At 61.7% G+C, this 14600-nt stretch carries 16 protein-coding genes and 1 pseudogene; 9 read left to right on the top strand and 8 right to left on the bottom strand.

Annotated elements, in window-relative coordinates; all coding sequences use genetic code 11:
- Window positions 1-29 precede the first annotated feature (29 nt).
- A complete protein-coding gene (locus IE166_RS02320) occupies window positions 30-629 on the top strand; it encodes an LOG family protein (RefSeq protein WP_189501418.1) in 600 nt (199 codons plus the stop codon).
- Between the two features lie 21 nt (window positions 630-650).
- Here the strand turns inward: IE166_RS02320 and rarD (IE166_RS02315) are convergent, their stop codons facing one another.
- From rarD (IE166_RS02315) to cysS, 6 genes are all read right to left on the bottom strand, one after another.
- Complete coding sequence (rarD, locus tag IE166_RS02315) at window positions 651-1559, bottom strand: EamA family transporter RarD (RefSeq protein WP_189501417.1); 909 nt, start codon at window positions 1557-1559, stop codon at window positions 651-653.
- A gap of 75 nt (window positions 1560-1634) precedes the next feature.
- Entirely contained in the window at window positions 1635-2579 is a 945-nt protein-coding gene (gene rarD / locus IE166_RS02310; protein ID WP_210312946.1) for an EamA family transporter RarD, read from the bottom strand.
- Window positions 2580-2666: 87 nt separating this feature from the next.
- Window positions 2667-4286: a citramalate synthase gene (gene cimA / locus IE166_RS02305; RefSeq protein ID WP_189501416.1), complete on the bottom strand. Its 1620-nt coding sequence runs from the start codon at window positions 4284-4286 to the stop codon at window positions 2667-2669.
- A gap of 112 nt (window positions 4287-4398) precedes the next feature.
- A complete protein-coding gene (gene pip, locus IE166_RS02300; protein WP_189501415.1) occupies window positions 4399-5364 on the bottom strand; it encodes a prolyl aminopeptidase in 966 nt (321 codons plus the stop codon).
- Window positions 5361-5852 carry a GFA family protein gene (locus IE166_RS02295; protein ID WP_189501414.1) on the bottom strand — a complete coding sequence of 164 codons (492 nt, stop codon included), beginning with the start codon at window positions 5850-5852 and terminating at the stop codon, window positions 5361-5363. The genes pip and IE166_RS02295 overlap by 4 nt, the downstream gene beginning before the upstream one ends.
- Window positions 5849-7267 carry a cysteine--tRNA ligase gene (gene cysS / locus IE166_RS02290; protein ID WP_189501413.1) on the bottom strand — a complete coding sequence of 473 codons (1419 nt, stop codon included), beginning with the start codon at window positions 7265-7267 and terminating at the stop codon, window positions 5849-5851. Before cysS ends, IE166_RS02295 begins: the two co-directional genes overlap by 4 nt.
- 410 nt (window positions 7268-7677) lie before the next feature.
- On the opposite strand from cysS, the gene IE166_RS02285 reads away from it, so the two are divergent.
- Entirely contained in the window at window positions 7678-7854 is a 177-nt protein-coding gene (locus tag IE166_RS02285; protein ID WP_189501412.1) for a transcriptional regulator, read from the top strand.
- A gap of 3 nt (window positions 7855-7857) precedes the next feature.
- Here IE166_RS02285 and IE166_RS02280 read toward each other — a convergent pair.
- Window positions 7858-8613 (bottom strand): annotated as a pseudogene (locus IE166_RS02280) (SOS response-associated peptidase); the annotation flags it as partial.
- Between the two features lie 89 nt (window positions 8614-8702).
- Here IE166_RS02280 and IE166_RS02275 point away from each other — a divergent pair.
- The 4 genes from IE166_RS02275 to IE166_RS02260 all read left to right on the top strand — a co-directional run bounded on the left by IE166_RS02275 (window position 8703) and on the right by IE166_RS02260 (window position 10755).
- Entirely contained in the window at window positions 8703-9140 is a 438-nt protein-coding gene (locus tag IE166_RS02275; protein ID WP_189501411.1) for an NUDIX domain-containing protein, read from the top strand.
- Complete coding sequence (locus IE166_RS02270) at window positions 9137-9508, top strand: TIGR02301 family protein (RefSeq protein WP_189501410.1); 372 nt, start codon at window positions 9137-9139, stop codon at window positions 9506-9508. Before IE166_RS02275 ends, IE166_RS02270 begins: the two co-directional genes overlap by 4 nt.
- Window positions 9509-9650: 142 nt before the next feature.
- Window positions 9651-9908 (top strand): hypothetical protein, encoded by a 258-nt coding sequence (locus IE166_RS02265; RefSeq protein WP_189503189.1) that lies wholly within the window; start codon window positions 9651-9653, stop codon window positions 9906-9908.
- Window positions 9909-9984: 76 nt separating this feature from the next.
- Complete coding sequence (locus tag IE166_RS02260; RefSeq protein ID WP_244641296.1) at window positions 9985-10755, top strand: hypothetical protein; 771 nt, start codon at window positions 9985-9987, stop codon at window positions 10753-10755.
- A gap of 25 nt (window positions 10756-10780) precedes the next feature.
- On the opposite strand, the gene IE166_RS02255 is transcribed toward IE166_RS02260, so the two are convergent.
- On the bottom strand, window positions 10781-12112 hold the full coding sequence (locus tag IE166_RS02255; RefSeq protein ID WP_189501409.1) for a dihydroorotase: 1332 nt from the start codon (window positions 12110-12112) through the stop codon (window positions 10781-10783).
- Window positions 12113-12175: 63 nt separating this feature from the next.
- Here IE166_RS02255 and ygfZ point away from each other — a divergent pair, with 63 nt between their 5' ends.
- The 3 genes from ygfZ to IE166_RS02240 all read left to right on the top strand — a co-directional run bounded on the left by ygfZ (window position 12176) and on the right by IE166_RS02240 (window position 14535).
- Entirely contained in the window at window positions 12176-13027 is an 852-nt protein-coding gene (ygfZ, locus tag IE166_RS02250) for a CAF17-like 4Fe-4S cluster assembly/insertion protein YgfZ (RefSeq protein WP_189501408.1), read from the top strand.
- Complete coding sequence (locus IE166_RS02245; RefSeq protein ID WP_189501407.1) at window positions 13027-13629, top strand: YfbR-like 5'-deoxynucleotidase; 603 nt, start codon at window positions 13027-13029, stop codon at window positions 13627-13629. The genes ygfZ and IE166_RS02245 overlap by 1 nt, the downstream gene beginning before the upstream one ends.
- 96 nt (window positions 13630-13725) lie before the next feature.
- Entirely contained in the window at window positions 13726-14535 is an 810-nt protein-coding gene (locus tag IE166_RS02240) for a mechanosensitive ion channel family protein (RefSeq protein WP_189501406.1), read from the top strand.
- Window positions 14536-14600: the final 65 nt, after the last annotated feature.

The raw sequence follows: 14600 nt of genomic DNA, 5'->3' as shown, positions 1-14600 counted from the left end.
TGAACTATCCCCAAGGTGCACTCCACGGCATGTCTTCGATTCAATCCGTCTGCGTTTATTGCGGCTCCTCAACCGGCCGTTCCCCCATTTACATCGAGAGCGGCGAGGCGCTGGGCACCGCATTGGCGGCAGCCGGACTGCGGCTGATCTATGGCGGCGGCACGCGCGGCATCATGGGCGCAGTGTCAGCCGCGGCCGTGGCTGCCGGCGGCAAGGTCACCGGTATCATCCCGACCTTTCTCCTGTCCAAGGAAGCCAAGGACGGCGCGCCGAGCGGTCTGGACGAGCTTCACGTTGTCGACACGATGCATGTGCGCAAGCACATGATGTTCGAGCGGTCGGACGCCTTCGTCGCCCTGCCCGGCGGCATCGGCACGGTTGAGGAAATCATCGAGATCATGACCTGGGGCCAACTGGGTCAGCACCGCAAGCCGATGATCTTCGCCAATATCGACGGCTTCTGGGAGCCAATGCGCGCGCTGATCGACCATATGACGGCCGAGGGCTTCATCCACAGCGCGCATCAGGTGCGGCCGATCTTCGTGGACAAGGTCGAGGACATCATCCCGGCGATCGTTGCGGCAGGCAACGCCTCGGAAGGCGACGAAGCCGTTATCGAGCAGATGTAGGCTTCGCCACCTGCGCTGGCATCACGTCCGGCGCGACAGGAAGGCCGAGGCGGTGAACACCACCAGCGCCGACCAGATGAACAGAAAAGCCACCAAGGTGGTGAAGGTGAAGGGCTCGCGGAACCAGAACACAGCGAGCAGGAAGACGATGCTCGGCGCAATATACTGCATCATGCCGATGGTCGACAGCTTCAGCAGTTTCGCGCCATTGGCGTAAAGCAGCAACGGTACGGCCGTGACGAGGCCTGATGCTGCCAGCAGCCAGGGATTGGCTCCGCCTGGACCGCCGAAGAAATGCGACCCGCCGGTCATGCCGATCCAGATCAGGTAAGCCAGCGCGGGCACGCTGATGATCAACACTTCCAGAAAGAAGCCCTGGTTGGGTCCGATCGGCAGGGACCGTTTGAACATGGCGTAGAAGCCCCAGCTCACAGCCAGCGCAACCGACACCCACGGCAGGCCGCCGCGTTCCCAAGCAAGAATGGAAACAGCGATGATGGCAAGACCGATGGCCACGAGCTGCGCCCGCTTCAGCCGCTCACCGAGGAATAGTGCGGCCAGAAAGACCGAGAAGAGCGGATTGATGTAGTAGCCGAGCGCGGCTTCCACCGTGCGGCCAACCGCAATGGCCCAGACATAGATGCCCCAATTCACCGAGATGATGGCGGCGGTGACAACGGCCATGCCGAGCATGCGCGGCGTACGCAGCGCGGTGATCAAATCGCCCATACGCCCCGCCCAGAACAGCGCGAATGCAGCGATCGGCACCGACCACAAAGCGCGGTGCGCAACAACCTCAACCGCAGGGATATGACCGACGGCTTTCATGTAGAGCGGCAGGAAGCCCCACAGGAGGTAGGCGGTTATCGCAAGGGCGAAGCCGCGGGTGGACGATTCACGCGGGGCGATGGGTGTGATCTGATTTGACATGCCGGGCTCTATGAGCCGGCTGCGGAGCGGCGACTATCGAAAAGCATTGATGAACGCTTTGCTTTTCATGAACGATCAGGACGAGGCCGGGGTCAGCGGCAGTTCCGTCAAGGCTCTGCGCTTCATCAGCAGGGACGCGGTGTAGATGATGAGGGCGACCCAGATGAAGGCGAAAGCGATCGCGCGGTGCCAGCCGAAGGGTTCGCCGAACACGAAGACCGCAAGAAGGAACAGGCCGGTCGGCACGATATATTGCATGATGCCGATGGTGGTGATGCGCAGCAGCTTGGCGCCGAAGCCATAAAGCAGAAGCGGCGCTGCCGTCGCCGGGCCGCAAACGAGCAGCCAGAACGTGTCGGACGCGCTTCCGGCAAGAAAGTGCCCCTGCCCCGTTGCCGCGAGCCAGATGACATAGGGCAGCGCGGGAATGAGCAGAATCATCGTTTCCAGAAAGAAGCCCTGGCTTGGCCCGATCGGCAGTGTCTTGCGCAGGAAGCCGTAGATGGCGAAGGAAAAGGCCAGAAGCAGCGAGATCCAGGGAAGTCCGCCAGTTTCGATTGCCACGAGCGCGACGCCGATCGTTGCCAGTGCGATGGCGACGAGTTGCAGGCGGTCGAGCTTCTCGCCCATGATCAGCGCGCCGATCGCTACGGTGACCAGCGGATTGATGTAATAACCAAGCGCTGCTTCAACCGTGCGGTTGACGGAAATGGCCCAGACATAAACGCCCCAGTTCACCGTCACCGCCGCCGCAGTGACCGTCGCCATCAACAGGGTTCGCGGAGACTGGAGGGCCGCACGAATATCGGCCGTTCGCCCCAGCCACAACACAACGATGGCGGCAATCGGCACGGCCCAGATTACCCGATGCGCGATCACCTCGGCGGACGGAATATGCGCCACCAGCTTCATCAGAAGCGGGAACAAACAGCCCCAGATGAGATAGGCCGAACCGGCATAGATAAAGCCGCGCGTTTCAGCGGAGGGTGCGGGCTTCGGGGATGGTGGAAGGCTGGACATGGTCTGGCTATGCGCCGGACCGCGCATCGACGCCACAGGCGGCTGATGCTGGACCACCCGCTTGCCGTGCATGGCTCATTCGGCAGTTCATTCGGCTGCCACCAAACCTGCCAGCTCGCGGTTCTTCATCAGCTTGAAGGTGATGGAATCCATCAGCGCCTGAAACGAGGCGTCGATGACATTGTCCGACACGCCCACCGTGCGCCAGCGCGAGCCTTGCCCATCCTGCGATTCGATCAGAACGCGGGTCACGGCCTCCGTGCCGCCGTTCAGGATGCGGACCTTGTAGTCGACCAGTTCCAGATCCTCGATCTCGTCCTGGAATTTGCCGAGATCTTTGCGCAAGGCGATGTCGAGCGCGTTCACGGGACCGTTGCCTTCGGCGACCGACATCTTCTCCTCGCCGTCCACCATGACCTTCACGACGGCTTCCGAAACGGTCTTCAGTTGCCCGACCGAATCGAAACGGCGCTCGACCATGCAGCGGAAGCTGGTGACGGCGAAGAAGTTCGGCACATGGCCCAGCATCTGGCGCGCCAGAAGCTCGAAGCTCGCATCCGCGCCCTCATAGGCATAGCCCTGCGCTTCGCGATCCTTTACCAGCGCGATCAGAGTATCCAGCCTGCTGTCATCGCGCGCGACATGAACGCCGCGGCGCTTCAACTCGGCGATGAAGTTGGCTTTGCCGCCCTGATCCGAAACCATGACGCGGCGGCGGTTGCCGACCGTTTCCGGGGGCACATGCTCGTAGGTTTCCGGCTCTTTCAGCAGCGCCGAAGCATGGATGCCGGCCTTGGTGGCAAAGGCAGAGGAGCCGACATAAGGCGCCTGCTCATCCGGCGCCCGGTTCAGCAATTCGTCGAAGGCATGCGACAGGCGCGAGATGCCGCTCAGCGCCTCATGCGTGATGCCTAGTTCAAAGCGCTCTGTGAAAGCCGGCTTCAGCATCAGGGTCGGGATCAGGCTGATCAGATTGGCATTGCCGCAGCGCTCGCCGATGCCGTTCAGCGTACCCTGGATCTGTCGCGCCCCGGCCTCCACCGCTGCCAGCGAATTCGCGACAGCCTGCCCCGTATCGTCATGCGCGTGGATGCCGAGATGATCGCCGGGTACGCCGCCTTCGATGACCTTGCCGACGATCGCGCGCACTTCCGACGGCAGGGTGCCGCCGTTGGTGTCGCACAGCACGATCCAGCGCGCGCCAGCCTCGAAAGCCGTTTTGGCGCAAGCGAGCGCGTAATCGGGATTGGCCTTGAAGCCGTCGAAGAAGTGCTCGCAATCGACCAGCGCTTCCTTGCCGGCCGCCATTGCTGCTTCGACGGACGCCTTTATCGCGTCGAGGTTCTCGTCATTCGTGCAGCCGAGCGCGACGCGGACATGATAGTCCCAGCTCTTCGCCACAAAGCAGATCGCGTCCGATGATGCCTGCACCAGCGCCGCCAGCCCAGGATCGTTCGAGGCCGAAACGCCGACGCGCTTGGTCATGCCGAACGCGACGAACTTCGCCCGCGCCGTGCGCTTCTTCGTAAAGAAAGCCGTGTCGGTCGGATTTGCACCGGGATAGCCACCTTCGACATAGTCCAGCCCAAACGCGTCCAGCATGCCGGCAATCGCGATCTTGTCCTCGACGGAAAAGTCGATGCCCGGCGTTTGCTGGCCGTCGCGCAAAGTCGTGTCGAACAGGAACAGTCGCTCTCTTCCGGTCATCGTGCCAACTCGTTCAGCGCGACGGAGTCTTTCATTTGTTCGTCCTCGCACGCTTCGCTGCTGCGGGTGAACGGGCAGCGCAGCGTCGCGTCGAAGAGATAAAGACGCTCCTTCATGACCCGGACTTGCCGGCGAAGCGATCGGTGGCGCGGATCAGCTGGTCGAGGATGCCCGGCTCCGAATAAGCATGGCCAGCGCCTTCGATGATGTGCAGCTCCGAGCCTGGCCAGGCCTTATGCAGCTCCCAAGCATAACGCAGCGGACACGGCATGTCATAACGACCGTGGATGATGACGCCCGGAATATCAGCGAGCTTGCCCGCATCGCGGATCAGCTGACCTTCTTCCAACCAACCGGCGTGGGTGAAATAGTGGTTCTCGATGCGCGAAAAGGCCAGCGCGAACTCGTCGCCATCGTGCTGGGCGCTGAGTGCGGGGTCCGGCAGCAGCGTGATCGTTTCGCCTTCCCACAGGCTCCAGGCCTTGGCGGCGGCGATCTGCTCGGCGCGGTCGTCACCCACCAGCCGTTTGCGATAGGCGGCCATGAGGTCGCCGCGCTCGGCTTCTGGGATCGGCGCGATAAAGCGCTCCCACTTGTCCGGGAACATTTCGGAGACGCCGAACTGGTAGTACCAGCTGAGCTCCGCCTCCGTCAGCGTATAGATGCCGCGCAGCACCAGCTCGCTGACACGCTCGGGATGCTTTTCGGCATAGGCCAGCGCCAAGGTCGAGCCCCAGGAGCCGCCGAACACCAGCCATTGCTCCACACCCACCATCTCGCGCAGCCGCTCGATGTCGGCGACGAGGTCCCAGGTCGTGTTGGCTTCCAACGAGGCATGCGGCTCGGAGCGGCCCGCGCCGCGCTGCTCGAACAGGAGCACATCGTAAAGTGCCGGATCGAACAAACGGCGGTGGTTAGGCGACAGTGTCGAGCCCGGCCCGCCATGCAGAAATACGGCCGGCTTTGCGCCTGGCGTACCCGACCGTTCCCAGTAGATGCGATGGCCGTCGCCGACATCGAGATGGCCGGACGCGTAGGCTTCGATTGCCGGATACAGCTGGCACAAAGGCTGGCTCATTGCTTGCTTCCTTGAGGCCAGGCCGCGGTGTCGTAGTCAGGATGCTGGTAGTTCTTCAGATCGGCCAATAAAGGCGAGACTTCCGCGTCATCCTCTGTACGCTGGCCCGGCAGATCGTGCAGCGCATCGACATAAGGCAGCTTGTTTTCAATGCCCCACTGCTTGTCCGGCGCAACGCTGGCGGGATCATCGAAGGCGCCGATGGCCAGAGCGACACCATCGTCCGCTTCAAATGAGAGCGGCGTGCCGCATTCACCGCAGAAGCCGCGTGTGGCGATGCTGGAAGACTTGAAGCGTTTCGGCTCGCCGCGCGTCCAGCGCAGCGTGCCTTCGTTCACGGTCGCCAGCGGCGCATAGAAGCTGCCGAACGCCTTCTGGCACATGCGGCAATGGCAGATGGACGCATGATGCAGCGCGCCCTCAACGCGAAAACGAACGGCGCCGCACTGGCAGCCGCCGGTAAAGATCGGTTTGTTGTCCAGGCTCATCGTTTGACCTCCCATGTCGTGATGCGCTCGCCCGTTGCGGGATCCTTACCGTCCTTGAGCTGAATGCCTTTCGCAAGAAGTTCGTCGCGGATCTTGTCGGCTTCGGCCCAGTTCTTGGCCGCAATGAGATCGAGGCGGCGCTGAACGATCTCCGCAAAATCGACATCGCCAGCATCCTTTCGCACGGGATCGATGCCGAGCAGATGCAAGGAAGCGAGCGCGGCGCCGGCTTGCCCATCATTCATCAACGCGTGGATGCGCACAAAGGCTTCGTTGAGGTTGAGATCGTCAGCCAGTGCTTCGAGCACAATGCTATCCGGCGCATCGGCGGGGACGGCATCCCCCGCAAAGCGCTCCCAACGCTCGATTTCACGTAGCGCCTCTTCGAGCTTCGCGACGGTGAAATCGATCGGCTCGCGATAGTTGGTCTTGAGCATCGCCAGCCGCAGCACCTCGCCGGGCCACTTGCGCCCGCCGAACGTATCCGTATGCAGCAGGTCGTGAATGGTAACGAAGTTGCCTTCGCTCTTCGACATCTTGCGGCCTTCGACCTGCACGAAGCCGTTATGCATCCAGATATTGGCCATCACATCCCGGCCATGGGCGCAGCAGGATTGGGCGATCTCGTTTTCATGATGCGGGAAGATCAGGTCAAGCCCCCCGCCATGGATGTCGAACACCTCGCCGAGATAGGCCGCCGACATGGCCGAGCATTCTATGTGCCATCCGGGGCGGCCGCGAATGGCAAGCGCCTTTTCGCCGACGGTGAACTGCGCGTCCCAACCCGGCTCCTCGGCGGATGAGGCCTTCCACAACACGAAGTCGCCAGGGTTCTTCTTGTGGGCGTCGACCGCAATGCGCGCTCCGGCTTGTTGTTCGTCGAGCGGGCGGCGGGACAGCTTGCCGTAGTCCTGCATCGAGGCGGTGTCGAACAGGATTTCGCCTTCGGTTGCATAGGCATGGCCGCGATCGATGAGGATCTGAATCAGGCTCACCATGTCCGTTTTGCCGTCGTCGCGCGGCAGAACGAATTCCGTGGCACGCGGCTCATGCTTCGGCGGCAGGCAGCCCAGCGCGTCTACATCGGCATGGAATTGGTTGGCGGTCTTCTCGGTGACCTTGCGGATCGCCTCGTTCAGCGGCAAGGCGGGATAATCGCGCAGGGCCCGCGCGTTAATCTTGTCGTCCACATCCGTGATGTTGCGGACATAGGTGACATGATCCTCGCCATAGACATGGCGCAGCAGGCGATACAGCACGTCGAACACGATGACCGGCCGCGCATTGCCGATATGGGCGAAGTCGTAGACCGTCGGGCCGCAGACATACATGCGCACATTGTTTGGATCGATGGGCGTAAACACGTCCTTCGACCGCGTGAGCGTGTTGGTGAGCCTGAGCTGCGTGTCCGCCATTTCTGTTCCTTCCCCTCGCATGACCCCGGATTTTCACCGTGCGCCGACCTGCCTGCTGGCCGGGGCGTTTGTCTCGTCTTGATGGAAGAAGGCGAAAACGACCGGACCAGCTGAGCGCTAGCCGATAATGCAAATCCCGCAGATTGCGAAAGCCGTTTTCATGGGAGGGTTTATGCCGCCTGCCCCTGCGAAAAGCAAGATGATGCGCAGGTCGGCCGTTGCCCAATCGCAACAGCGATCATGCCCTGCGATTAGCGAAGATCGGGCGGCGACGATCGCTAGGGTTTTATTAAACATAGAAGCAAAGAGTTACCGGGATGAAGTGACCGATCCCCGTCGCCCGACACGCTTTGGTCCTAATCGGCCAGCATCGGTCGACAGCACGTTCATCATCAGTTGGAGGTATCAAGATGCCGCAAATCAAGCCTGCCCAAGCCGCTCAATCGCAAGGGCGCCAAGATGTCGAACTCGCCGACCAGTATCGTCAGATTGGATCCGCCGCGATTCTCGGCGCGCTCGCAGCCAGGATGAAGCAGGAACAGGCCGAGAGCGACAATGGCCAGAAGCGTTCGCGCCAGGCGGCCTGAGTTTCAGAACAGGCGAAGCTGATCCGGTTCTTCGCCCTTCTTCAACACCTTCGGCTTCGGCACTGCTGCCGGTGCCTCGACCCGCTCGATCAGGTCCGGGCCGAGATTAGCGACCTTGTTGACGCGATCCGATACCGGAATCGCTTCGAAGAAATCCGACTGAACCGGCTTCAAGAGGTCGAGCACATCGCGCGGCTCCTGCGTGCGGCAGTCGAGCCAGCGCGCAAAATCCTCTCGTTTGATCACCACCGGCATGCGGTCATGGATCGGAGCCAATGTTTCATTGGCTGACGTGGTCAGGATGGCGGCGGTATCGATCTCCGAGCCACCCGGTTCGCTGAAGCTTTCCATCAGCCCCGCAAAGGCAATCAGCCCGCCGCTCTTCGGGCGGATGAAGAAAGGCTGCCTGCTTTTGCCCTCCCGCCGCCATTCGTAGAAGCCGGTCGTGGGCACAAGTATGCGGCGATGGCGCATGGCCGTCTTGAAGGCTGCCTTCTCCAGAACGGTCTCGGCGCGCGCATTGATCATCAGTGGCATGTCCGCCGGGTTCTTCGTCCAAGACGGAATCAGGCCCCAGCGCACAAGGGCGGCCTGCCGGTCCGGCAGGTTGGAGCCCGGCTCGCGCGGCGGTGCGGAAACGACAACGAGCACCGGCTGTGTCGGCGCGATGTTGTAGCGCGGCGGAAACGGCTCCAGGTCGATCAAGGCGAAAATGTCTTCGACCTCGTTCGGCGTCGCGATGAGTGTGAAGCGTCCGCACGTGCGCTTGGCCTATTTCCTCGTGTATTTCTCGTTCTGGATCGCGGCGGCGTTTGACTTGCTTTCTTGAGCCTAGATAGTCGCTCGTAATGGCAAATGCACCGATTCCCGCAGTGTCCGTTGCTTTGCGCGACAAGGACCGCTTCCTGCTCGTGAAGCGCGGCCGCGCGCCGAGCAAGGACTACTGGGCATTTCCAGGCGGGCGCGTCGAATCAGGTGAGACGCTCGACGAAGCGGTGCAGCGCGAGCTTGCCGAGGAAACCGGCCTCGTTGCCGCTGATTATCGCATGATCAGGATGATCACCCTGTCCGGCGAATGGGGATCGTTCGACCTGCATATCTTCAGCGCGATTGCTTGCGGCAACACGAACGCGGTGGCTGCTGATGATGCCGCCGATGCGGGCTGGTTCAGCCTGAGCGACATGGCAGTGATGCAGGTGACGCCGTCCACGATCGAGATCGCCGAAGAGATTCTTGAGGCCGCGCCTTCAAGCGACCATGTTGAAAGTGCAGGATCGGACCAATGATCCGCCGCGCCCTCCCCGCTTTTGTGCTTGTCGCTGCCCTCTCAGTCGGCCAGCCCGTTCGTGCGGCCGAAGCGCCGTTCGAGCCGTCTTTGCTGCGCTTGTCGGAAGTGTTGGGCTCCCTGCACTACCTTACCACGCTGTGCAAAGAGGACGGCCCGCAATGGCGCGGCTTGATGGAAAAACTGGTGAGTGCCGAAGCGCCTGACGAGGTCCGAAAGGCCAGGTTCATCGCTAGCTTCAACCGCGGCTATCGCTCATTTGCGAGCGTTTACACGACCTGCACGGCGTCGGCGAAAACCGCGCTTCAGCGCTATCGCAGCGAGGGTCAGGACCTTGCCAACCAGACTGCCGCACGTTTCGGCAATTAAGACACAGTTTACTTTTTAACCATCTCGCAGGATGACGACTCGACGGACTGTGCTAAACTTTAATGGGACATTAAAAGAAAGCATCAAGTTCGCCCGGTGTTGCGCCCGGGAGACACACATGCAGACGGGAAGAATGGCAATCATGGAACCAGGCCGTAGCGACATCGACGCCATGATCCGTGAGGAAAAGCGGCTCACGGCTGTTGAAAGCCATAGCGAAGCTTGGGCCGACGGCATTTCCGCCGGCATCGAGCCCGAGATCATGGCCGAAACAGCGTTGGCTACCGCGTTGGAAGAACTGCTTCGCGTGTCTGGTGACGAGGCTGCTCTGGCGCTTCTTGAGCGCATGCGTGAGCGCGTCGAGGCCGGCGAGTTCAACGCCAACCAATCCCGCCATTAGTCCTGAATTAAGTCCCGAAAGCGTTTTATCCGGCTGTTCGAAAGGCTGGACACCCGATTCGCTTGGAAGGAACCCGATGATGCGTGCACAACGCCTGCTCCCTACGCTGGGGCTTGTCCTCGGCGGCACCCTTCTTGCTTCGACGGCCTTAGTCACCTTCAGTGTGCCGGCCTTCGCCTTGAGCGAAATCCCGCAAGGTGCGCCGAGCGAGCCATCGACGCCGTCGATCCAGCGCACGCCTCTGCCGCTGCCCAACGTCAATGATGGCGAGACGACCGCGCCGGATGCGCAGCCCGGGCAGGATGATCCCGACGACAGCGGCGACGAGCCGCAAACCTCCCCCTCCGCCGTTCATCCTCGCGCCGATCCCGACAGCCCGCCGCCGGAGATCGTTTATGATCTGCAGCGTTTGCCGGAGCCAGTGAAGCGCATGCACCAGCTGATCATCGACGCCTGCAAGAGCGGCGACCTGGAAAAGCTGCGGTCGCTGATTGGCAATGGTGATTCGCAGACGCAGTTGACGCTGGGCGAAATCGACGGCGATCCGATCGACTTCATCCGCCAGCTGGCCGGCGACGATCAGGGTCAGGAAATTCTCGCGATCCTCGAAGAGATTCTGGAAGCCGGCTATGTCCATGTGGATGCCGGAACGCCGGAAGAGCTTTACGTCTGGCCCTACTTCTTCGCCTTGCCGCTGGACAAGCTGACGCCGGCGCAACGTGTCGAGCTGTTCCGCATCGTGACGGCGGGCGACTTCGAAGAAATGAAGAGCATCGGCGCCTACATCTTCTACCGCGTTGGCATCACACCGGAAGGCCGCTGGTCGTTCTTCGTCGCCGGCGAATAAGCGACCTCCAGCCGATAGCGCTCCCTCAGGCGGGGAGCGCGTCCGAGAACAGCACCGGCTGTCCGGTCGGTGGCGTGACGATCTCGCCTTCCCACATCACACGCGTTCCGCGCACGAAAGTGCCGACCGGCCAGCCTGTCACCTGCTTGCCGTCATAAGGCGTCCAACCCGCCTTTGAGCCGGCCTGCGCATGGGTGATCGTTTCTGTGCGCTTCATATCGACGATCGTGAAGTCGGCATCATAGCCGACCGCAATGCGTCCCTTGCGCGCCATGCCGAAGATGCGATTCGGGCCGTGGCTCGATAGGTCCACGAAACGCTGCAGACTAAGGCGCCCGGCATTGACGTGATCGAGCATGATAGGCACCAGCGTCTGCACGCCGGTCATGCCTGAGGGCGATGCCGGATAGGGTTTGGCCTTCTCCTCCAAGGTGTGCGGCGCATGATCGGACCCCAGCACATCGACGATGCCTTGGCTGATACCCTCCCAGACGCCATCGCGATGATGCGCATCGCGCACCGGCGGGTTCATCTGGATGAGGGTGCCGAGACGAGCATAATCGTCCGCCGACAGCGTCAAATGATGCGGCGTCGCCTCGCAAGTCGCGACATCCTTGTTTTCGCCAAGGAATGGGATCTCGTCGGCAGTGGAGATATGCAAAACGTGGATCTTTGCCCGCGCCTTTCGGGCAACTGACACCAGTCGCTGCGTGCATTGCAAAGCCGCGATCGCATCGCGCCAGACTGGATGCGAGGACGGATCCTCCTCCACCCGCTCGCCCAACCGCTCGCGCAACCGAAACTCGTCTTCTGAATGGAAGGCTGCGCGGCGGCGCGTGTTCTTCAGGATCTCGTAGACGCCATTGTCGTCTTCCACCAGCAGATCGCCAGTCGATGACCCCATGAAAACCTTGATTCCCGCGGCTCCCGGCAGGCGCTCCAGTTCTGCCACGTCGCCCGCATTCTCGCGCGTTCCGCCGACCCAGAAGGCGAAGTCGCAATGCATGCGGTTGGTGGCGCGCTTGATCTTGTCGGCCAAAGCGGCTTCGCTGGTGGTCAGCGGATTGGTGTTCGGCATCTCGAATACAGCCGTCACCCCGCCCAGCACCGCCGCGCGCGAACCCGTTTCCAGGTCTTCCTTGTGTTCCATGCCCGGCTCGCGGAAATGAACCTGGCTGTCGACCACACCCGGCAGGATGTGCAGGCCCGTGCAATCGACGCGCTCCCCGGCATCTGCTCGAGTCAGATCGCCGATATGAGCGATACGCCCTGACGTGACGCCGATGTCTCGGACGGCTTCACCATCATGGTTCACCACCGTGGCGCCTGCCAGGATCAGATCGTAGCTCGCTGTCATCGCAACTTGTCCCCGTTGATGGCCGGGCTTACGTAATGGGCAGCCTTGTGACAAGTGAAGACCATGCCTGTTGTATCCCTTCCCGACCGCGCCTCTATTCTCGTCACCGGCCCGGAGGCCGAGGACTTTCTGCAAAACATCCTGACGCTGGACCTCCATACGCTTCAACCCGGCGAAGCGAGGCCGGGCGCGCTGCTGACGCCGCAGGGCAAGATTCTGTTCGACTTCCTCATCTCGCGCATGAATGGCGGCTTCCGCCTGGAATGCCGGAGTGACATCGCCGCTGATTTCGCTCGGCGATTGATGATGTACCGCCTGCGCGCAAAGGTCGAAATCACCGTTGACGATGAATCGCTTGTGCACATTTCCTGGGGCGAAGAGTCCGCTTCTTCACAATTAGAATCATCTGTTCCGGATCGCCGCTTTGCGGATGGATTTGTGCGTCGTTTCTACGATGCCGACCTTTCGGCTTCTGCAACCATGGACGAGTGGACTGCCTATCGCGTCGCGCAAGGCGTGGCCGAAAGCGGGTCGGATTACGAACTTTCCGACGCTTTCCCGCATGACGTTCTGCTCGACCAGAACGGCGGCGTAGGCTTCAAGAAGGGCTGCTATGTCGGTCAGGAAGTCGTCTCACGCATGCAGCATCGGGGAACCGCGCGCCGCCGCATGCTGATTGCGAAAGCCGATACCGCCCTGCCCGCTTCCGGTACGCCGATCACGGTTGATGGCCGACCGATCGGCACCATGGGCTCGTCCGCCGGCTCAGCCGGTTTGGCTTTGGTGCGGCTCGATAAGGTGAAGAGCGCGATCGATCGCGTTGTGCCGGTGCTCGCGGGCGAAACCAGCATCACGCTTTCCATTCCCGCCTGGGCGACGTTCGGTTTTCCCGAAGCCACTGCTGCGGAAGACTGATGCCCGTGCGATCTGCACTCAAGGCGCGTGCCTGGCAGCGCATGTTGTCTGGGCGGCGGCTGGATCTGCTTGATCCATCCCCTCTTGACGTCGAAATCACTGATATTGCGCACGGACTTGCCCGAGTCGCGCGCTGGAATGGCCAAACCGTGGGCGATCATGCGTTCTCTGTCGCCCAGCATTCGCTGCTTGTCGAAGACATCATGTCGACCTTGCAGCCCGAAGCGCATGATGCGATCCGCCTTGCCGCCCTCCTCCACGACGCGCCGGAATATGTCATCGGCGACATGATCTCGCCCTTCAAGGCGGCGGTGGGCGGTGACTACAAGGCCGTCGAACATCGCCTGCAAACGGCCATTCACCTGCGTTTTGGGCTGGCTCCCGTTCTACCCGCGCCCGTCAAAACGCTGATCAAGCGCGCTGACCACATCGCAGCTTATTTCGAGGCCACACAACTGGCCGGCTTCAGCGAAAAGGAAGCGGCCGCGTTCTTTGGTCGGCCTCGCGGCCTGTCGGCTGACCGTTTCGGTCTGACGCCAATGCCAGCGCTTGCCGTGCAGGAAGCCTTTCTTCAACGCCATGCCGCGATCTGGCGGAACTGAGTTCCGCCCCTTCCGGCCTTCCCCCTGCCGCATTCGGTTGGTGAATGGCGCCCTAGGCTGAAACGATAGCCGCCGAATGATGGAGATGTCTTGATTATGAATGGTTCGACACCCGACTTCTTTGCTGCAGCAGGTGATACGTGGCAGGCGCTGATTGCGCTGGTGGTCGCCTATTCCTTCTCCGCGGTGGGTGCGATCCTGATCCTGATCATCGGCTGGCTGATCGCCGGTCTGGCCGAACGTTGGTCCTATCGCGCCATGGGCGCCTTCGGCCATGTCGACGAGACGGTAAAGCGCTTCCTGTCCAAGAGCCTGCGCTACGGCGTCTTGATCCTGGTCGCCATCACCGTTCTGTCCCAGTTCGGCGTGCAAACCACCAGCATCATCGCAGCGCTGGGTGCCGCCGGTCTGGCGGTTGGCCTGGCGCTGCAAGGCACGCTGCAGAACATCGCGGCGGGCCTGATGCTGCTGTTCCTGCGCCCTTTCCGGGTCGGCGAGTATATCGAGACCTCCGCGATCGGGGGCACTATCCGCGATGTTGGCCTGTTTGCCACCGAGTTGCAGACCAAGGAGGGCATCTATGTGCTCGCGCCGAACAGCTCGCTTTGGAACACACCGGTCAAAAACTACACCCGCAACGCCACGCGCCGCAACGAGTTGACCGTCAAGATCGGCGGCGACACCAATCTTGAAGAAGCCCAGGCCGTTCTTCGCGGCCTGCTCGATGCTGATCCGCGCGTCATCAACGATCCTGCACCGGCCGTGTATGTTTCCGAACTCAGCGGTGCGGGACTGACGCTGGCAGCGCGCTATTGGACGGCGACGACGGACTTCACGGCTGCGCGCTTCGACCTTAACCGCGCGCTGGAAGAAGCGCTGCGCAACAAGGGCATCGCGATCAAGTAATCGCATCCATCAAGATTGCTGAAGCACCGGTTTCATCAATTCATTTGAAGCCGCGGACAAAGCGC

This window comes from Tianweitania populi (assembly GCF_014652875.1).
Lineage (GTDB): Bacteria > Pseudomonadota > Alphaproteobacteria > Rhizobiales > Rhizobiaceae > Tianweitania > Tianweitania populi.
This window is presented reverse-complemented; position numbering and strand designations above follow the sequence as displayed.